At 61.2% G+C, this 19293-nt stretch carries 19 protein-coding genes; 17 read left to right on the top strand and 2 right to left on the bottom strand.

The features are described from left to right. Positions 1-105: 105 nt before the first annotated feature. Genes AC3IT6_RS02055 through AC3IT6_RS01990 form a run of 14 tightly spaced genes read left to right on the top strand, consistent with a single transcriptional unit; the run spans position 106 to position 14077 of the window. Positions 106-840, top strand: coding sequence for a glycosyltransferase family 2 protein (locus AC3IT6_RS02055; protein WP_489354130.1), 735 nt, complete (start codon positions 106-108; stop codon positions 838-840). Further along, positions 837-1778 (top strand): lysophospholipid acyltransferase family protein, encoded by a 942-nt coding sequence (locus AC3IT6_RS02050; RefSeq protein WP_489354129.1) that lies wholly within the window; start codon positions 837-839, stop codon positions 1776-1778. The genes AC3IT6_RS02055 and AC3IT6_RS02050 overlap by 4 nt, the downstream gene beginning before the upstream one ends. Beyond that, entirely contained in the window at positions 1759-3303 is a 1545-nt protein-coding gene (locus tag AC3IT6_RS02045; RefSeq protein ID WP_489354128.1) for an HAL/PAL/TAL family ammonia-lyase, read from the top strand. The genes AC3IT6_RS02050 and AC3IT6_RS02045 overlap by 20 nt, the downstream gene beginning before the upstream one ends. Next, positions 3296-3721 (top strand): acyl-CoA thioesterase, encoded by a 426-nt coding sequence (locus AC3IT6_RS02040; RefSeq protein WP_489354127.1) that lies wholly within the window; start codon positions 3296-3298, stop codon positions 3719-3721. The genes AC3IT6_RS02045 and AC3IT6_RS02040 overlap by 8 nt, the downstream gene beginning before the upstream one ends. Continuing rightward, positions 3718-4422: an outer membrane lipoprotein carrier protein LolA gene (locus tag AC3IT6_RS02035; protein ID WP_489354126.1), complete on the top strand. Its 705-nt coding sequence runs from the start codon at positions 3718-3720 to the stop codon at positions 4420-4422. Before AC3IT6_RS02040 ends, AC3IT6_RS02035 begins: the two co-directional genes overlap by 4 nt. Then, a complete protein-coding gene (locus AC3IT6_RS02030; protein WP_489354125.1) occupies positions 4406-6745 on the top strand; it encodes an MMPL family transporter in 2340 nt (779 codons plus the stop codon). Before AC3IT6_RS02035 ends, AC3IT6_RS02030 begins: the two co-directional genes overlap by 17 nt. Then, complete coding sequence (locus AC3IT6_RS02025) at positions 6745-7902, top strand: sodium:proton antiporter (RefSeq protein ID WP_489356468.1); 1158 nt, start codon at positions 6745-6747, stop codon at positions 7900-7902. The genes AC3IT6_RS02030 and AC3IT6_RS02025 overlap by 1 nt, the downstream gene beginning before the upstream one ends. Further along, positions 7889-9136: an NAD(P)/FAD-dependent oxidoreductase gene (locus AC3IT6_RS02020; protein WP_489354124.1), complete on the top strand. Its 1248-nt coding sequence runs from the start codon at positions 7889-7891 to the stop codon at positions 9134-9136. Before AC3IT6_RS02025 ends, AC3IT6_RS02020 begins: the two co-directional genes overlap by 14 nt. After that, a complete protein-coding gene (locus AC3IT6_RS02015; protein WP_489354123.1) occupies positions 9133-9858 on the top strand; it encodes a class I SAM-dependent methyltransferase in 726 nt (241 codons plus the stop codon). The genes AC3IT6_RS02020 and AC3IT6_RS02015 overlap by 4 nt, the downstream gene beginning before the upstream one ends. Next, positions 9858-10475, top strand: coding sequence for a hypothetical protein (locus tag AC3IT6_RS02010; protein WP_489354122.1), 618 nt, complete (start codon positions 9858-9860; stop codon positions 10473-10475). The genes AC3IT6_RS02015 and AC3IT6_RS02010 overlap by 1 nt, the downstream gene beginning before the upstream one ends. Continuing rightward, entirely contained in the window at positions 10472-11668 is a 1197-nt protein-coding gene (locus AC3IT6_RS02005) for a beta-ketoacyl-[acyl-carrier-protein] synthase family protein (protein ID WP_489354121.1), read from the top strand. The genes AC3IT6_RS02010 and AC3IT6_RS02005 overlap by 4 nt, the downstream gene beginning before the upstream one ends. Then, positions 11665-12123, top strand: coding sequence for a hotdog family protein (locus AC3IT6_RS02000; protein WP_489354120.1), 459 nt, complete (start codon positions 11665-11667; stop codon positions 12121-12123). The genes AC3IT6_RS02005 and AC3IT6_RS02000 overlap by 4 nt, the downstream gene beginning before the upstream one ends. Then, a complete protein-coding gene (gene fabG, locus AC3IT6_RS01995; RefSeq protein ID WP_489354119.1) occupies positions 12123-12851 on the top strand; it encodes a 3-oxoacyl-ACP reductase FabG in 729 nt (242 codons plus the stop codon). Before AC3IT6_RS02000 ends, fabG begins: the two co-directional genes overlap by 1 nt. Further along, positions 12851-14077: a beta-ketoacyl-ACP synthase gene (locus AC3IT6_RS01990; RefSeq protein ID WP_489354118.1), complete on the top strand. Its 1227-nt coding sequence runs from the start codon at positions 12851-12853 to the stop codon at positions 14075-14077. Before fabG ends, AC3IT6_RS01990 begins: the two co-directional genes overlap by 1 nt. A 109-nt stretch (positions 14078-14186) precedes the next feature. Here the strand turns inward: AC3IT6_RS01990 and AC3IT6_RS01985 are convergent, their stop codons facing one another. Beyond that, positions 14187-14441, bottom strand: coding sequence for a DUF6124 family protein (locus AC3IT6_RS01985; RefSeq protein ID WP_489354117.1), 255 nt, complete (start codon positions 14439-14441; stop codon positions 14187-14189). Between the two features lie 530 nt (positions 14442-14971). After that, positions 14972-15874 carry a LysR family transcriptional regulator gene (locus tag AC3IT6_RS01980; protein WP_489354116.1) on the bottom strand — a complete coding sequence of 301 codons (903 nt, stop codon included), beginning with the start codon at positions 15872-15874 and terminating at the stop codon, positions 14972-14974. Positions 15875-15992: 118 nt separating this feature from the next. Between AC3IT6_RS01980 and AC3IT6_RS01975 the strand changes: the two genes are divergently transcribed. From AC3IT6_RS01975 to AC3IT6_RS01965, 3 genes are all read left to right on the top strand, one after another. Beyond that, entirely contained in the window at positions 15993-17270 is a 1278-nt protein-coding gene (locus AC3IT6_RS01975) for an MFS transporter (protein WP_489354115.1), read from the top strand. A 78-nt stretch (positions 17271-17348) separates the two neighbouring features. Beyond that, the gene (locus tag AC3IT6_RS01970; RefSeq protein WP_489354114.1) at positions 17349-18620 is read left to right on the top strand and encodes an AAA family ATPase; all 1272 of its coding nucleotides are present in this window, start codon (positions 17349-17351) and stop codon (positions 18618-18620) included. Then, positions 18617-19261, top strand: coding sequence for a retron system putative HNH endonuclease (locus AC3IT6_RS01965; protein WP_489354113.1), 645 nt, complete (start codon positions 18617-18619; stop codon positions 19259-19261). The genes AC3IT6_RS01970 and AC3IT6_RS01965 overlap by 4 nt, the downstream gene beginning before the upstream one ends. Positions 19262-19293: the final 32 nt, after the last annotated feature.

Below are 19293 nucleotides of genomic sequence, written 5' to 3'. Positions count from 1 at the left end.
GCGAGCAAGCCCGCTCCCACAAGGGGGCTGTGTCGTTCACAAATCCAGTGTGGGAGCGGGCTTGCTCGCGAAGCAGACACCTCGGTCTTTCAGGTGTACACCAACATGCATAGCCCCTGCGCCATCGTCCCGGTGTACAACCACGAAACAGCCATCACCACGGTGGTCGATGCGCTGATCGCCAGCCATCTGCCGTGCATTCTGGTGGACGATGCCAGCAGCCCGCGCTGCGCCAAGGTGCTGGATCGCCTGGCCCAACGTGACATGGTTTACCTGATCCGCCTCGCCGAAAACCAGGGCAAGGGTGGCGCGGTCATGACCGGTTTGCGCGAAGCTTCGCGCCTGGGTTTCAGCCATGCCTTGCAGGTGGATGCCGATGGCCAGCACGATTTGCAGGACGTCCAACGCTTCATCGAACAGTCACGCTGCCACCCACAGGCGGTGATTTGCGGTTATCCGCAATATGACGCCAGCGTACCGAAAGGCCGCTTGTATGCGCGCTACCTGACTCACGTCATGGTCTGGATCAACACCCTGTCGCTGCAGATTCGCGACTCCATGTGCGGTTTTCGGGTTTACCCATTGCCACCGGTCCTGGCGCTGATCGAGTCAGCGAAAATCGGCAAGCGCATGGACTTCGACTCGGACATCCTGGTGCGACTGGCCTGGCGCAATCAGCCGATGCAATGGCTGCAAACCAAAGTCCATTACCCGCTCGATGGCGTTTCGCATTTTCGGATGTTCCACGACAACGTCCTGATTTCCAGCATGCACACGCGGCTGTTCTTCGGCATGTTGCTGCGTGCGCCAGTGATCCTCTGGCGACGGTGGCGGGCATGAGTTCAGACAAGCAACACTGGGCCGACCGCGAAGAACGGGGCAGTTTCTGGCTGATGAAGCTCACCGCGTTCGGCGCCAAAGTGCTGGGCCGTCGGGTACTGAGCCCAGTGTTGTATGGCATCGTGTTGTACTTTTTCCTGTTCGGCCGCAGCGCCCGACACAGTGCCTGGCAATACCAGCAACGCCTGACCGACTGGAGCGGGCGCAGCGAACTGCGCCCGAGCCATTGGCGGGTGTTCGGCCAGTTCATGGCTTTCGCCGATTCCATGCTCGACAAACTCGACGTATGGAACGGCAAGCTGAGCATCGAACAGATCGAGATCATCGACCCGGCGCTGCTGCGTGACCAGTTGCGCGGTGCCCGCGGGCAGATGCTGGTGGGCGCACACCTGGGCAATCTGGAAGTCTGCCGCGCATTGGCGGAGATCGGCGAAAAGGTCACGATGAACGTGCTGGTGCACACCAAACACGCCGAACAATTCAACCGCTTGCTGGGCGAAGCCGGGGCGACCAATTTGCGCCTGATACAGGTCAGCGAACTAGACCCCGGGATCATGCTGCAACTGAGCGAGCGCCTGGAGCGTGGCGAGTGGTTGGCGATTGCCGGCGACCGCGTGCCGTTGCATGGCGGACGCTGCGCGACCGTGGACTTCCTCGGTCATCCGGCCAGGTTCCCCCAGGGCCCGTGGCTGCTGGCCGGCCTGCTGAAATGCCCGGTCAACCTGTTGCTGTGCCTGAAAAAGCCCGACGGCGACTATCGACTGAGCATTGAACCCTTCGCTGAGGCAATCACCTGGAAGCGCAGCGACCGCGAACAGGTCATTCATCAGTGGGCCTCCCGCTACGCCGAACGCTTGGGTCACTATTGCCTCGAAGCGCCCCAACAATGGTTCAACTTTTACCCTTTCTGGAAGACCGATGACGACGCCAACGCTTGAGCCGGTAACCTTCGGCGAACGCCCTTTGCGCATTGAAGACGTGTTGGCACTGGCCAACCGCAAGGTGCCGACGCAGTTGCAAAGCGATCCCGCCTACCGCGAGCGCATCGCCAAGGGTGCGCGTTTTCTCGACTCTCTGCTGGACAAGGAAGGCGTGATCTACGGCGTGACCACCGGTTACGGCGACTCTTGCGTGGTCGCGGTACCGCTGCATCACGTCGAGGCGCTGCCCCGTCATCTGTACACTTTCCACGGCTGTGGCCTGGGCAAACTGCTCGACGCCCAAGCCACCCGCGCGGTACTGGCCGCGCGTTTGCAGTCGTTGTGCCACGGTGTTTCGGGGGTGCGCGTGGAGTTGCTGGAGCGCCTGCAGGCGTTCCTTGAACACGACATCCTGCCGCTGATTCCGGAAGAAGGTTCGGTGGGCGCCAGTGGTGATCTGACGCCGCTTTCGTACGTTGCCGCCACGCTGTCCGGCGAACGCGAGGTGATGTTCCGTGGCGAGCGCCGGCAGGCTGCCGATGTGCACCGCGAACTCGGCTGGCAGCCGCTGGTGTTGCGTCCGAAAGAAGCCCTGGCGCTGATGAACGGCACCGCGGTGATGACCGGTCTGGCCTGTCTGGCCTACGCCCGCGCCGATTACCTGCTGCATCTGGCCACACGCATCACCGCGCTGAACGTGGTCGCCCTGCAAGGCAACCCGGAGCACTTCGACGAGCGCCTGTTCGCCGCCAAGCCACACCCGGGGCAGATGCAGGTCGCCGCGTGGTTGCGCCAGGACCTGGCCATCGACGCGCCGACCGCGCCCTTGCATCGCTTGCAAGATCGCTATTCCCTGCGCTGCGCACCCCATGTGCTGGGCGTGCTGGCCGACAGCCTGAACTGGCTGCGCTCGTTCATCGAAATCGAGCTCAACAGCGCCAACGACAACCCGATCATCGACGCCGAGGCTGAGCGTGTGCTGCACGGTGGGCACTTCTACGGCGGCCATATCGCCTTCGCCATGGACAGCCTGAAAAACCTCGTGGCCAACGTCGCCGACCTGCTGGATCGGCAACTCGCGCTGCTGGTGGACGAGCGCTACAACCATGGCTTGCCGAGCAACCTGTCCGGCGCCACGGCCGACCGTGCCATGCTCAACCACGGCTTCAAGGCAGTGCAGATCGGTACCAGTGCCTGGACCGCCGAAGCGTTGAAGAACACCATGCCGGCCAGCGTCTTCTCGCGTTCCACCGAATGCCACAACCAGGACAAGGTCAGCATGGGCACCATTGCCGCCCGGGATGCGATCCGCGTGCTGGAACTCACCGAACAGGTGGCAGCCGCCACGCTGCTGGCGGCCAATCAGGGCGTCTGGCTGCGCGGCCAGGCCGAAGATGCACGGCCACTGCCACCCGCTTTGGCTGCCATGCATCAAGCTCTGGCCAAGGACTTCCCCCCGGTCATCGAAGACCGCGCGCTGGAAGGCGAATTGCGCCTGTGCCTGCAACGCATCGCCGAACAACACTGGAGGCTGCATGCGTAGCAAGGGATTTCTCTACACCGACACGGAAATCGTCGTACCGTTCTTTGACGTCGACAGCATGCACGTGGTCTGGCACGGCCATTACGTCAAATACCTGGAAGTCGCCCGCTGTGCGCTGCTGGACAAGATCGGCCACAACTACACGGCGATGAACGAATCAGGTTATGCCTGGCCGGTGATCGACCTGCAATTGCGCTACGTGCGCGGTGCGGTGTTCGGCCAGACACTCAACGTGCGCGCCAACCTGGTGGAGTGGGAGAACCGCCTGAAGATCAACTACCTGATCAGCGACCTGCAAACCGGTGAGCGCCTGACCCGGGCCCTGTCGGTACAGGTGGCCGTCGATCTCGCCAGCCGCGAGATGCAACTGGTCTCGCCGACAGTGTTCACCGACGCGGTTGAGAGAGCTCTGCGATGATTTTCTGCCCCTCCCGCTCCCCTGTAGGAGCGAGCTTGCTCGCGATGGTCGTTAACGATGACACTGGGCACCTGACAGTCCGCGGCGCCCTCAGGTTTTTCGCGAGCAAGCTCGCTCCTACAGTGTTCTGCGTGCTACTGGGCATTCCTGGACTGGCCCATGCCTTCGACCTGCAACAACTCAGCGATCAACTGGCCAGGCCCGAGGTGATCCACGGCAGTTTCATCCAGGAAAAACACCTGCGCGCCCTGCCCCAGCCGCTGACCAGCAAGGGCACGTTCGTGCTGGCAAAAAACCACGGCTTGTTGTGGCTGCTGAAAACACCCTTGCAACAGGACTATCGCATCACCGCCAAAGGCATCGCCCGGCGTGACGGCAGTGTTTGGCAAATGCTGCCGGGCAAAAGCGCCGGTGCCGAGCAGAACCGTTTGTTCCTCGCCGTGTTGCAAGGCGACAGCAGTGGCCTGCAACGGGATTTCGAGCTGTCCCTGAGCGGCGACGCGCAGAACTGGAAACTCACGCTACTGCCGCGCTCGATGCTGCTCAAGCAGGTGTTCAACCAGATCAACATTACCGGCGCAGAACTGGTGCACAGCATCGAACTGCTCGAGACCCAGGGCGACAGTACGTTGTTGCGCATGCGGGACAGCACCAGCACCCAACCGTTGAGCGACGCGGAGCAACATGACTTTGCCGAGTGAACGGTGGTTGCCACGACTGTTTCTGCTCCTGCTGCTGGCAGTACTGGCGCTCGCCGGTTGGCAATGGCGTGACGCCGCACCGCTGTCGGCCAACCTGATGGATCTGGTGCCCGGCACGGCACCCGATGCCCTGGAACTGCGCGCCGAACAACGCATGCAAGAACCGCTGAACCGCGAAATGCTGGTGCTGGTCGGCCACAGCGATCGCCAGCAGGCCGTCGCCATGGCGCAGACACTCGGCGAGCAATGGCAAGTCAGCGGCTTGTTCGAAAAGGTCCAGTGGACCTTGCAAGCCGACTTGCCGGCACTGCGCACGCAGTTGCTGCAAGGTCGCCTGGCGATGCTCCAGGCGGCGGACCGACAACTGCTGATCGAACACCCCGACACCTTTATCCAGCAACGGGTGCAGGCGTTGTTCGACCCGTTCAACGGTTACAGCCTGGTGCCCAGCCAGGACGACTGGCTGGGCCTGACCGGGCGCATCCAGAACAGCCAGCCGCAACGCGGTTCGGTGCAACTGGACATCGGCAGCGGCGCCCTGGTCGCCGATGCCGACGGCAAGAGCTGGGTGCTGCTGCGCGCGCGCACCACTGGCAACGCCTTCGACATGAACCTGCCGCTGCAAGTGGCCGACCTGCTCGAGCACAGCCGCGAGGAAGCCGCCCGGCACGACGTGCAACTGCTCGCCGCCAGCGGTCTGTTGTACGCAGCCAGCGGGCAACAGCAGGCCGCCCGGGAGATGACCTGGGTCGGTGGCGGTGCCACCGTGGGGATTTTGTTACTGCTGCTGTTGGCCTTCCGGCGCTGGCGCGTCTTGCTGGCGTTCGTGCCGGTGCTGGTGGGCATGCTCTTCGGTGCGGTGGCCTGCGTGGCGTTGTTCGGCCATATGCACGTGATGACGCTGGTGCTGGGTTCGAGCCTGATCGGTGTTGCCGTCGATTACCCGCTGCACTACCTGTCCAAGAGTTGGAGCCTGAAACCCTGGCACAGTTGGCCTGCACTGCGCCTGACCTTGCCCGGCTTGACCCTGAGCCTGATCACCAGCGGCATCGGTTATCTGGCCCTGGCCTGGACACCCTTCCCGGCGCTGACCCAGATTGCCGCGTTCTCTGCCGCCGGTTTGCTCGGTGCCTATCTGTCCGCCGTGTGCCTGTTGCCGGCATTGCTCAAGGGCGTAGACCTGCGCCCGGCGCAGTGGCCATTGCGCATGTGCGAGCTTTTGCTGGACTGTCGTGAAGCGCTGCTCAAACAGCTGAAAACGCCAGTCTTGCTGACGCTGCTGATCGCCTTTTGCGTGGGCGGCCTGTTGCAACTGGGCAGCAAAAACGACATCCGTCAGTGGATCAGCGCACCGCAAAAATTGACCGACGAAGCCCAAGCCATTGCCCGGATCACTGGCTATCAGCCCACCAGCCAGTTCTTCCTGATACGCGCCGCCAATCAGCAGCAACTGCTCGAACGCCAGACCGCCCTGAGAGAGCGACTGGATCAATTGATTGGCCTGGAAAAGCTCCAGGGTTATCTGTCGCTCAATCAACTGGTCAGCCCGCCGAACGAACAGCAACAGGTGCGCGACGCGCTGAGCAAACTGCCTTCGTTCTGGCAACCCTTGCTCGACATCGGCGTACCGGCCGAGGCGCTGCAAGCGGAGCTTGCGAAGCTACAGGCATTGCCGACCGTGGACATCGACGCAGCGCTCGGCGGCCCGTTGGCAGAACCCTACCGGCCCCTGTGGCTGGGGCCGACCGATGACGGCGTGGCGGCGATGGTCAGCCTGCAAGGCATCAACAACCCGGCCCTGCTGCGGCTCCAGGGTGAGGACTTACCCGGCGTGACACTGGTGGATCGACTGGGTGAATTGAACAACGTCTTCGCGGCCACCCAAATCAGTGCTGCGGAACTGAAACTCGCCTCCTGTGTGTTGATCGTGCTGGTGCTGATCCTGCCATTCGGCCTCGGCGGCGCGTTGCGTATCGTGTCCCTGCCCCTGCTGGCGGCGTTGTGCAGCCTGGCCAGCCTCGGCTGGCTGGGGCAGCCGTTGACCCTGTTCAGCCTGTTCGGCCTGCTGCTGGTAACGGCGATCAGTGTCGATTACGCGATCCTGATGCGCGAACAGGTCGGTGGCGCGGCCGTGAGCCTGCTGGGCACCCTGCTGGCGGCGTTGACCACCTGGCTGTCGTTCGGCCTGCTGGCGGTGTCGAGCACCCCGGCGGTGAGCAATTTCGGACTGTCGGTGAGCCTGGGCCTGATCTTCAGCTTCCTGCTCGCGCCGTGGGCCGGTCGCCAGGTGCATGAGCCCACGGCCGTGGAGCGGGCAACGTGATGGTCGTTCTGTTCTGGGCGATGGCGCTGGTGTTGTTCGCCGTGGCGACTCGCGTCGGCCGGCATTTCGGCCTGATTCCCATCGTCAGCCAGTTGTTGCTGGCGACCCTCGGCTTGCCGCTGTTGATGTATTTCTGGATCGAGCCCCAATGGCAATTGAGCGGTGCGCTGCTGGTGTCGCCGGGCTGGCTGAAGAACCTCTACAGCCTGAGCTTTGCCCTGTTGCTGGGCTACATCCTCAGCGATGTGATCGACCTGCAACTGGATCGCCAAAGCCTGAAAATTGCCCTGCCCAGCTTTTGCATTCCGTTTGCCTGCGGCCTGGCCACGGCGGTCTGGTTGTTGCCGGCGCAACCGTGGATCAGCTCGCTGGCCGTCGGCCTGTTGTTCGCCATCACCGCGATCCCGGTGTTGTACCTGTACCTGCGGCACATCGATTACCCACCCGCCGCCACCCGGCGACTGGTGCAAACCGCGATCCTCATCGACCTCGCCTGCTGGACGCTGTTCGGCATCGCCCAGGGCAGCCTGCACCTGAGCAGCCTGTTGCTACCCCTGGCCGGCGCGTGCCTGCCGGTGCTGCTGCGGTTGCTCGGTTTGCGCCAGACATGGCTCTACAGCCTGAGCTTTTTCGCTCTGCTGGTCGTCGCTGAACACTTCAAGCTCAATGCGCTGATTTTCGGCATTGGCTATGTGTTGATCATGGCCGCGCTGAAAGCCCCACTGGTCCTGCCGCTGCCGGCCGTGTGGATGGGCCGCTTGCAGACATACATCGCCATCCCGTTGATCCTCACGTTCGGCATCGTGCAGATCAACGTACACAGCGCGATGGACAGCCTCGGCTGGGTACAACTGGTCGCCCTGCTGCTGTTGCCGATGCTGAGCAAACTGCTGGGTAACTGGCTCGGCCTCGGCTGGGCCGGAGCCTCGTTCCAGGGCGCCAGCCGCTGGCGGGAAAGTGTGCTGCTGAACATCCGTGGCTTGAGCGAAATCGTTTTTCTCAACCTGCTGCTGCAACAGCAACTCATCAGCCCGCCGCTGTACTTTGCCCTGATGCTGATGGGCCTGATCGCCACACTGCTGCCGGCCCTGACCGGCATGCACCGAATCCCCCTGAAAGCCGCTGTCCCGGCAAGGAGCCCCCATGCCAACCGTTGAAATGGAATGTCGTCAGGTCGTGGTCATCGGCGCCGGTCCATCCGGGGCCATCGCCGCCGCGCTGCTCAAGCGCAAGGGACACGATGTGCTGGTGATCGAGCGCCAGCATTTCCCGAGGTTTTCCATCGGTGAAAGCCTGTTGGCCCACTGCCTGGATTTCGTCGAAGAAGCGGGCATGCTCGACGCCGTCAACGCGGCCGGCTTCCAGCTGAAAACCGGTGCCGCGTTTGCCTGGGGCGAGCGCTACAGCGCGTTCGATTTCGGCGAAACGTTCAGCCACGGCAAATCGACGACGTTTCAGGTCCAGCGCGCCGATTTCGATAAGCTGCTGGCCGATCAGGCCACGCTGCAAGGCGTGGAGATCCGCTATGGCGAAACCATCGTCAGCGTTGACATCGACCCGGGGAAACCGCAGCTCGGCGTGCGCCGCGAAGACGGTAGCGAGTACCGCGTCGAGGCCGGTTTCCTGCTCGATGCCAGTGGTTACGGCCGCGTGCTGCCGCGCTTGCTCGACCTCGAGGCGCCGTCGAATTTTCCGGTGCGTCAGGCCGTGTTCACTCACGTCGAAGACCGTATCGACCTCCCGACCTTCGACCGCAGCAAGATCCTCGTGACCACTCATCCGACCCAGCGCGACGTATGGTTCTGGACCATCCCGTTCAGCAACGGGCGCTGCTCGGTCGGCGTGGTCGCGGCAGAGGAGCGTTTCGCCGGCCGCAGCGACAATCTGGATGAGTGCCTGCGCAGCTTTATCGCCGAGACGCCAAGCCTGGCCAGCGTGTTGCAAAATGCGCAGTGGGACACCGAGGCGCGAACCATCGGCGGTTACTCGGCCAACGTCAAAACCCTGCACGGCCCGGGCTTCGCGCTGCTGGGCAATGCCGCGGAATTCCTCGACCCGGTATTCTCCTCCGGCGTGACCATCGCCATGCGTTCGGCGAGCATGGCCGCCGGGGTCTTGCACCGTCAGTTGCAAGGCGAAGCCGTCGACTGGCAAACCGAGTTCGCCGAACCGCTCAAGCGCGGCGTCGATACGTTCCGTTGCTACGTCGAAGGCTGGTACGCCGGGACCTTCCAGGACGTGATTTTCCATGAGGGCAGTTCACCGGAAATCCGCGGGATGATCAGCTCCATTCTTGCCGGCTATGCCTGGGACCCAAGCAACCCGTTCGTCAGCGAAGCCAGGCGCCGGTTGAAGGTGATATCGGAGTTCTGTGCAAGGGATGCGTCATGAACTACTTGAGCGACAAGTACGTCGAAGAAACCCGTTTCGGCTTGTGGTTCCTGCGCAGTCAGATCTGGCAACACTATGTGCTGCGGTTGGCGATCGACGATTTGCGCAGCCTGTTCAGCGAAGCGCTACCGGTTAGCCCGGTGCTGCTGGATGCCGGTTGTGGTCAGGGCAAGTCATTCCCGCTGCTGCGCCAGGCCTTTGCGCCCGGTCGCCTGATTGGCGTCGATGCTGATCCCCAGAGCCTGGACCAGAGCCGCGCAGAAGCAGCCCGCCAGGGCATGGAAGTGGAGTTGATCGGCGGCGACTGTGCCAGCCTGAACCTGCCGGACGCCAGTATCGACCTGCTGTTCTGTCACCAGACCTTCCATCATCTGGTGGAACAGGAACAGGCATTGGCCGAGTTCTACCGCGTGCTCAAACCCGGCGGTTATCTGCTGTTCGCCGAATCCACCGAGGCTTACATTGATACCTGGGTGATCCGCTGGTTGTTCCGCCACCCGATGCACGTGCAGAAAAGCGCTGCGCAGTACCTGCAAATGATTCACCAGCAGGGCTTCGAATTTACCGCGCAAAACGTGTCTTATCCGTACCTGTGGTGGAGTCGCGCCAAGGATTTCGGCCTGCTCGAACACTTGGGTGTGTGCAAGCCAAAACCCTTTGGCCAACGGGAAGAAACCCTGGTCAATGTGGTGGCGCGCAAACCTTTTGAAGGAACTGTGTGATGTTCATTGCCAACCGCTTGAAACACCAAACCTGTGGGAGCGGGCTTGCTCGCGAAAGCGGTGGGTCAGCCAGCGGATATGCCGGATTTGCCGCCGCCATCGCGAGCAAGCTCGCTCCCACAGGGGTAATCGGTGCATTTCGATTGCTGTTAGTCGCCGCCACCCTGCTGCTGAGCGCCTGCGCCGGTCGGGCGCCGCTGCCCGAGCACAATCCGGACCTGCCGTTGCCGCTGCAATTGCACATCCAGCGCGGGCAGGCCGACGAACGCGAGGACTGGGTGCTGGTGATCCAGCGTGAAGAGGCGGGTATCCGCTGGTCGATGATGGACCTGTTGGGCATTCCCCAGGCCCGCCAGAAATTGATCGATAAAACCTGGGAGTCCGATGGTTTCCTGCCGCCCAATCCGCAAGCCCGGGAGCTGTTCGCGGCGCTGCTGTTTGCGCTGACGCCGCAAGACGAACTGGCGGCCAACTATCCCGGCGCCTGGCAGCACGGCAGGCAACGGTACCTGCCCGAGCGCTGGGACATCCGCTACGCACAACCGCAGAATTTTGAATTGAAGCTACCGCGTGGTCCGAGCTATCAAGTCACCCCCCTGAGCGGTGAAACGCCATGACGGCCTACCTCAACGCCCTCGGATTGGTCTGCGCGCTGGGCCGCGACAGGCAGGAAGTTGCCCGCAACCTGTTTGCCGGCGACTGCGGCGGCATGCGCGAACAAGCCGGATGGGTGCCGCAACGCACGCTGCCGGTCGGTGCGGTCCGGGGCAAACTGGCAAGCATTCCAGCCGATCTGTCGCGCCATCACAGTCGCAACAATCAGTTGTTGCTCGAAGCCACGCTGCAAATCCGCCCGGACATCGACAGCGCGATCCAGACCTACGGCCGCGACCGCATCGGTGTCGTGCTGGGCACCAGCACCTCGGGTATCGACGAGGCCAGCCAGGGCCTGGCGCATTACCTGCGCGAAAAGCAGTTCCCTGCCGAGTACGACTACCAGCAACAGGAACTCGGGGCACCGGCGAACTTCCTCGCCGAGTGGCTGCAATTGAGCGGGCCGGCCTATGTCATTTCCACGGCTTGCACCTCCAGCGCCCGGGCCTTGATGAGCGCCCAGCGCCTGTTGGACCTGGGCATTTGCGACGCGGTGCTGTGTGGCGGTGTCGACACTTTGTGCAAGCTGACCCTCAACGGTTTCTCGGCGCTCGAAGCGGTCTCGGAACAGCGCTGCAATCCGTTTTCGGTGAACCGCAATGGCATCAACATTGGCGAAGCGGCGGTGCTGTTCCTGATGACCAAGCGTGCAGGCGACAGCCAAGCGATTGCCCTGCTCGGCAGCGGCGCCAGTTCCGATGCGCATCACATCTCCGCCCCGGAGCCGACCGGTCGTGGCGCCCTGCAAGCGATGCGCAAAGCCTTGGGCCGCGCCAACCTGCAACCGGAGCAGATCGCTTATCTGAACCTGCACGGCACCGCCACCCAGCACAACGACGCCATGGAAAGCCAGGCCGTGGCGACGTTGTTCCCGGCCGGCGTGCCCTGCTCGTCGAGCAAACCCATGACCGGCCACACCCTCGGTGCCGCCGGGGCGCTGGAAGCGGCATTCTGCTGGTTGAGCCTGAGCCCGGACAATCGCGAGCATGCCCTGCCGCCGCACGTCTGGGACGGACAGCCCGACCCCGAACTGCCACCGCTGCAATGGGTGACCCCGGCCACGCGCCTGACGTCCATTGCACCCCGCTACCTGATGAGCAATTCCTTTGCCTTCGGTGGCAACAACGTCAGCCTGATTATCGGAGACGCCCCATGATTGACTGGCCGCTCGCCGAATTGCTGCCCCACGCTGGCGATATGATCCTTATCGACCGGATCCTGGCGTTCGATGAAGAGCAGATTCACACGCGCCTGACCGTCAAGCCCGATGGCCTGTTCAACCTCCCCGACGGCAGCCTGCCGGCCTGGGTCGGCATCGAACTGATGGCCCAGAGTGTGGCCGCCTTCGCCGGTTGCCATGCGCGCCAGCGCGGTGATGCGGTGGAATTGGGCTTCCTGCTCGGCAGCCGAAAGTTCGAATGCAACGTTGAAAGTTTTCCGGCCGGTACCGAGTTGACCATCCACGGGATTCGCTCCCTGGAAGACGATAACGGCATGGGCGTGTTCGAATGCCACATCAACGCCCCCGGCATACACGTCACCGCCCGTCTGAATGTGTTCCGCCCACCCCAGGCCGCTCAATATCTCCATGAACCCGAAGGAGCCCAGTGATGACTGAATCCGTACTGGTCACCGGTTCCAGCCGAGGCATCGGCCGCGCCATCGCCTTGCGCCTGGCCGAGGCCGGGCACGACATCGTGTTGCATTGCCGCAGCGGCCTGGCCGACGCCGAAGCGGTCAAGGCCGAAGTCGAGGCCTTGGGCCGTCGTGCGCGCATCCTGCAATTCGACGTGTCCGACCGCGCCCGCTGCAAGGAAATTCTCGAGGCCGACGTGGAAACCCACGGCGCCTATTACGGCGTGGTGCTCAATGCCGGCCTGACCCGCGACGGTGCCTTTCCGGCCCTGAGCGAGGAGGATTGGGATGTGGTGATGCGCACCAACCTCGACGGTTTCTACAATGTGCTGCACCCGGTGATGATGCCGATGATCCGTCGTCGCGCCGCCGGGCGGATTGTCTGCATCACTTCGGTGTCGGGGCTGATCGGCAACCGTGGCCAGGTCAACTACAGTGCCTCCAAGGCCGGGTTGATCGGCGCGGCCAAGGCATTGGCGATCGAGCTGGGCAAGCGCAAAATCACCGTTAACTGTGTCGCACCCGGCCTGATCGACACAGCCATGCTCGACGAAAACGTGCCGGTGGAAGAACTGATGAAAATGATCCCAGCACAACGCATGGGCACCCCTGAAGAGGTGGCCGGCGCGGTGAATTTCCTGATGTCGGCGGAAGCCTCGTACATCACCCGGCAGGTTCTGGCCGTCAACGGAGGCCTGTGCTGATGAAGCGCGTCGTCGTCACCGGCATGGCCGGCATCACCTCACTGGGCAGCGACTGGGAGACCATCGCCGGCAACTTCGCGGCCAACCGCAGCGGCATCCGCCGGATGGACGAGTGGGATCGTTTTACCGAGCTCAACACGCGCCTGGCTGGCCCCATCGATGACTTCAAGGTGCCGAGCCACTGGACCCGCAAGCAACTGCGCAGCATGGGCCGGGTTTCGCGGCTTGCTGTGGGTGCGGCGGAGATGGCACTGGCCGACGCCGGTCTGTTGGGTGACGAGTCGATCAAGGACGGGCGCATGGGCGTTGCCTGCGGTTCTTCCACCGGCAGCACCGACGAGATCAAGGCGTTCGGCAACATGCTGCTCAACTCGGTGGCCGAAGGCCTGAACGCCAACTCCTACGTGCGCATGATGCCGCACACCACGGCAGCCAATATCAGCATCTTCTTCGGCCTCACCGGCCGCCTGATCCCGACATCCAGCGCCTGCACCAGCGGCAGTCAGGGCATCGGCTATGCCTACGAGGCGATCAAGTTCGGGCGCCTGCCCCTGATGCTCGCCGGCGGCGCCGAGGAACTGTGCCCGACCGAAGCCATGGTCTTCGACGCGCTCTACGCCACCAGCCTGAAAAACGACACCCCACAACGCAGCCCGCGCCCTTACGACAGCGCACGCGACGGCCTGGTGATCGGCGAAGGCGGCGGCATGCTGGTGCTCGAAGAACTGGAACACGCCCTGGCCCGCGGCGCCCACATCCATGCCGAGATCGTCGGTTTCGGCAGCAACGCCGACGGCCAGCACACCACCCGTCCCGAACAAGTCACCATGCGCCGAGCCATGGAACTGGCCCTGGAAGACGCCGGGCTGAAACCGTCGGATATCGGCTACGTCAACGGCCATGGCACCGCCACCGAACAGGGCGACATCGCCGAAACCCTGGCCACCAGCAGCCTGTTCGGCGAACACATGCCGATCAGTTCGCAGAAAAGCTTCCTCGGCCACACCCTCGGCGCCTGTGGTGCGCTGGAGTCCTGGTTCAGCATTGAAATGATGAACCGCGACCTGTACGCCCACACCTTCAACCTCGACGAAGTCGACCCGCATTGCGGCAAGCTCGACTACCTGCGCGGCGAGTTTCGGCAGATGAAAAATCAGTATGTGATGAACAATAATTTTGCGTTTGGCGGGGTGAATACTTCGCTGATTTTCAAGCGCTGGTCGTAACCTTTGTAGGAGCGAGCTTGCTCGCGATGGACGTCAACGATAACGCGTGCTGCCTGAATGAACGCGCTGCCCGGACGTTTTTCGCGAGCGAGCTCGCTCCTACAGAGGTTTACGGTGGATCGAGGTTATCCAACACCCGATTCACCGCCATTTCCCCCAGCATGATCGACTGCTGAATACCCAGCAGGGTGTTGCTCTGCGACCCGTTCAAACTCCTCGCGAAATCACTCGCCATGACATTCGCTGAGGCCAGCGACACACAGGCGTATTCAAGCAGTGTGTGGTTGTCGATATCCGGGGCGATCAAGAAGATATTGCTGGGTTGGCGTGGAGTGTCCGGCGGATTTTTTGCTTTATTGGTCATGATTCAGTGCCCAGAAAAGAGGAGCCAACACCGAGTCGCTACGAATCAAAAGGGTGGCAGCTGTACGCAGGTTAGTAGACCGGGTTTTCGCCAAACCGGCGCGCCCGAAGGCGCCCTGCGCACAGCTACCGTCAAGGGCAGGTATGGACATACCTGCCTATCAGGAGCGCAAATGCACTTAGCGAGAACACGGGCTACTAAACCCGATCACTGACCATCAGTGACATGAGTCAAGTTAGCGATGGCCCTCAAAGCGCACAAGCCGGCGGATTCTGGAGTAGTTGCAGGCAACGTCGCAAGGCGCTGTAGCCTGCCGGTGGTAGTTCAGAAATGTCCCACGGGCAGCGGCGAAAACTCTGATCTGTAGGAGCGAGCTTGCTCGCGATGGTCGCTAACGATGGCGCGTGTTTCCTGGGTGAACGTGGCGTTCTTTAGTCCATCGCGAGCAAGCTCGCTCCTACAGGGAACATTGTTCTCACACCGCTGAAACCAGTGGGAGCGAGCCTGCTCGCGAATGGACGGCGCAGCCGTCACGGCTTCAGTGGTTCAACCTTGCGCGTCAGCAGTTCAACAAACGCTTTGGCCATCGCCGACTTCTGATCCTTGCGCTGAACCAGCCACACCGCCGACACCGCTGCTGGATCCAGCAACGGTCGATAGACCACACCGTCGATGCGCATCCGCTGATAAGACGCCGGCATCACCGAGACGCCAAGACCCGCGGCCACCAACCCGATGATAGTCATCGCCTCGCCAGCCTCTTGTGCAAAATGCGGAGTGAAGCCGGAGTCCCGGGCCAGACTGAGCAACTGCGCATACAGGCCACTGCCATAGCTGCGCGGAAAAAACACAAAGGGCTCAAGCGCCAGTGCTGACAAGAACAAGCCCTCCTCGCTGCCTTCTACCAACGGGTGCTTTGAGCTGAGCACCGCGACCAGCGGCTCGCGCATCAACTCGACCACGCTGAGGCAGTCCGGCAGCCCGAGCGGACGCATGATGCCGACTTCAATCGACTCGTCCACCAGCGCATCGGCCACCTGGGTGCTGCTCATTTCCCGCAGGTTCAGGTGCACCGCCGGGAAGCGCTGACGAAAAGAAAAAATTGCCTGGGGAATGGTCGAGTTGAAGGGTGCCGACGAGGTGAAGCCGATTTTCAGCTCACCCAACTCGCCCAGTTGCGCCCGTCGCGCGACATCCGCCGCTTTGTCGACCTGCGCCAGCACCAGTCGCGCCTCTTGCAGAAACAACCGACCGGCCTCGCTCAGCTCGACCCGACGATTGGTACGCTCGAACAGCCGGGCGCCGACTTCCTGTTCCAGCGCCTGAATTTGCTGGCTCAGCGGTGGCTGGGAGATGCCCAGCACCTGTGCGGCGCGGCCGAAGTGCAGTTCTTCGGCAACGGCGATGAAGTAGCGCAGATGACGCAATTCCATGGAAACCCCATTAGGTCGTTAAAGCTATCAAACAGGTCGAACAATATATTGGATTGAATCATTAGCCAGCTATATGCTTTTTTCATTGCCTGACCGGCTGCGTCCTCCGAGGTCCAACGTGAAAACTGCTGTTGCCCCACTCGCCCATGAAGTTTCACCTTCAGTGCCGGACGCTATCGCCGCTGAGCTGGCAGAGATCTACATCGAAAAAGGCACCCCGGCGTTCATGCGAACGGTGCTGGCGTTGTTCTGCGGCGGCTTCGCGACTTTCGCCCTGCTCTACTGCGTGCAGCCGATGATGCCGCTGCTGTCCGATGAGTATTCCATCAACGCAGCACAAAGCAGCCTGATCCTGTCTATCGCCACCGGCATGCTTGCCATCGGCCTGCTGATCACTGGCCCGATTTCCGATCGGGTCGGGCGCAAACCGGTGATGGTGGCCGCACTGTTCGCCGCTGCGCTGTGCACCATGGCCAGTGCGATGATGCCGAGCTGGCACGGTGTGCTGCTGATGCGTGCGCTGATTGGATTGTCGTTGAGCGGTCTGGCCGCGGTTGCGATGACTTACCTGAGCGAAGAGATCCACCCACAGCACATCGGCCTCGCCATGGGTTTGTACATCGGTGGCAACGCGATTGGCGGGATGAGCGGACGCTTGATCACCGGGGTATTGATCGACTTCGTCAGCTGGCACACGGCGATGCTGGTGATCGGTGGCCTGGCGTTGATTGCCGCGGCAGTGTTCTGGAAAATCCTCCCCGAATCACGCAACTTCCGCGCCCGCTCACTGCACCCGCGCAGCCTGCTCGACGGTTTCACCATGCACTTTCGCGACGCCGGCCTGCCGTTGCTGTTCCTCGAAGCCTTTGTGCTGATGGGCGCGTTCGTCACGCTGTTCAACTACATCGGCTATCGCCTGCTGGCCGCGCCGTACAACATGGAACAGGCCTTCGTCGGCTTGCTCTCGGTGGTGTACCTGTCGGGCATCTACAGCTCAGCGAAAATCGGCTCGCTGGCCGACAGACTCGGTCGCCGCAAAGTGCTCTGGAGCACCATCGCGCTGATGATCGGCGGCCTGGCCCTGACGATGTTTACGCCCTTGCCGCTGGTGATCATCGGCATGCTGATCTTTACCTTCGGCTTCTTTGGCGCCCACTCGGTGGCCAGCAGCTGGATCGGCCGCCGCGCCACCAGGGCCAAGGGGCAAGCATCGTCCTTGTACCTGTTCAGCTACTACGCCGGGGGAAGCATCGCCGGTACGGCGGGTGGCGTGTTCTGGCACCTGGGCGGCTGGAACGGCATCGGGTTGTTCATCGGCACGCTGCTGGTGATTGCGCTGCTGGTCGCGTTGAAGCTGGCGAAGTTGCCGTTGTTGCCGGGTACAGCGAAGGTTTAGCCACAACTGCACCCTAGCGGTAATCGCGAGCCAAGGTACACTGACGGCATTCGTCAGTCTTGGTAAAGGGAAGCCAGAATGCGCCTGGACCGTCTCCACATTCAGAATTTTCGTTGTTACGAAGATGTCACTTTCGACTTTCAACCGGGTTTCAATCTGGTGGTGGGGGTTAATGGGAGCGGGAAGACTTCATTGCTGCAGGCTGCGGCCGCTTCGTTCATTGAATATGCGAATTCGATAAAACTACAGCCCATCGGCTTAGACCTGAACGACGTGCGCTTTGTCATCAACAAATTTGAAAGCCGTAGCCGCTTCGAAAGAAAGTTCCCGCTTCTGCTTGCAGCTCAGGGAGATATTTTAGGAGTCAATAAATGGGAAACCACTCAAGCGGGTGAGCATCTCCCACCTTTGGTAGATCTTGAGTTAATGCTTGCAACAGATAAACAGCTCGCAAAGTTCGATCTCGGAGAAAGTGTCGAGCTACCCGTTCTCGCTTTCTATCGATCTAATCGTCAATGGAAAGGCGCAAATATTTCGGCCGAGTTTGCGGCACAGCAAAAAATCTCCCGCCTGGACGGATATACGAATTGGTTTGATGCAGTTACCGACTTAAAAGACTTCGAAAGCTGGCTGATCGGCAAGACGCTCGAACGCATGCAAAGTTTGCTGGATTCAAAAACGGCAATACCGACATTCGATGACGAACTGACGTTGGTCAATCAAGCAATCGGGATAGCTCTGCCGAATGCTAAAAACCTTCGTTACGACCTCAGGCTTCAAAGCCTATTGATAGATGTTGAAGGAGGCATAACCATTCCCTTCAACAACCTTAGTGACGGCCAGCGAGGCATGGTCGCCCTCTTCGCAGACATCGCCCGCCGCATGTGCATCCTCAACCCTCACATGGGCAAGGACGTCCTGAAAAACACTTCAGGCGTAGTCATCATCGACGAACTGGACATCCATCTTCACCCAGCCTGGCAACGCAACATCGTGCCTGCGCTGAAACAAGCTTTCCCGAAAGTCCAATTCATCGCCGCCAGCCACTCCCCTCAAATCATCGGCAGCCTCCAACCCGAAGAAGTCATCATTCTGCACAACGGCGATCCGTCCCACCCACGGGTCACCTACGGTCTGGACTCCAGCAGCGTGCTGGAGGAAGTGATGGGGGTTACCCAACGCGAACCCGAAATTGAAAAAATGCTCTCGGAACTGTTTTCAACACTGGAAGACAACGACCTGAAGAAAGCCAAGGCGCAACTCAAGGCACTGAAGTTGAGAGCCCCTGATCTTCCGGAATTCGCTGGAGCAGAGGCGCTGATCAGACGCAAGGAGATCCTCGGCAAATGAAACGAGTGCTCAAAGGAATTGAACCCGCTTCATTTACAAGATGGAAAAGCTCGGCAAACGAAGAGTGGAGTCCTACTTATCCAACACTGCAAAATCCGCAAAAGCGTGATTTGCACAACAGTTTGCTGCAAGAACAAGGCTTCTTCTGTTGCTACTGCGGTAGAGAGATAGATGCTGCCAGCAGTCATATCGAACACTTCAGGCCTCAAGAACACTATGAGGAGTTGGCATTGGAGTACCATAACCTCCACGCCTCCTGCCTGCGAGAGACAACACCTGGCAATCCATTGCACTGCGGTCATCGCAAAGGCAACTGGTTTGACGAAGCGCAACATATCTCACCGATGGATGAGCATTGCGAGCACCGTTTCCGTTATTTGCAGACCGGCGAAATTCAAGCAACCGAGCGGGACGATCTGCCGGCAACGAAAATGATTGAAGTACTGGCACTCAATATTGCCTACCTCAACAATCGCCGACAGAGCACAATCCGTGGCTTATTCGATGACGAGTTCATCACACAGGCCAGTGAGGAAGACCTGGTCCGCCTCGTTGCTGCTATTCGTTCTAACAGTATCCTTGAGCAAAAAGCTTTCGATCACGTGATCGCCCGCTACGCCGAACAGCTCATTGGACACTGAAAATCTGCACATTGAAAAACGCCCAGCATAAG

The sequence above is a fragment of the Pseudomonas sp. KH_017 genome (assembly GCF_057840285.1).
Note: the sequence above shows the minus strand (reverse complement) of the source record. Positions and strands in the feature narration are given on the sequence as shown.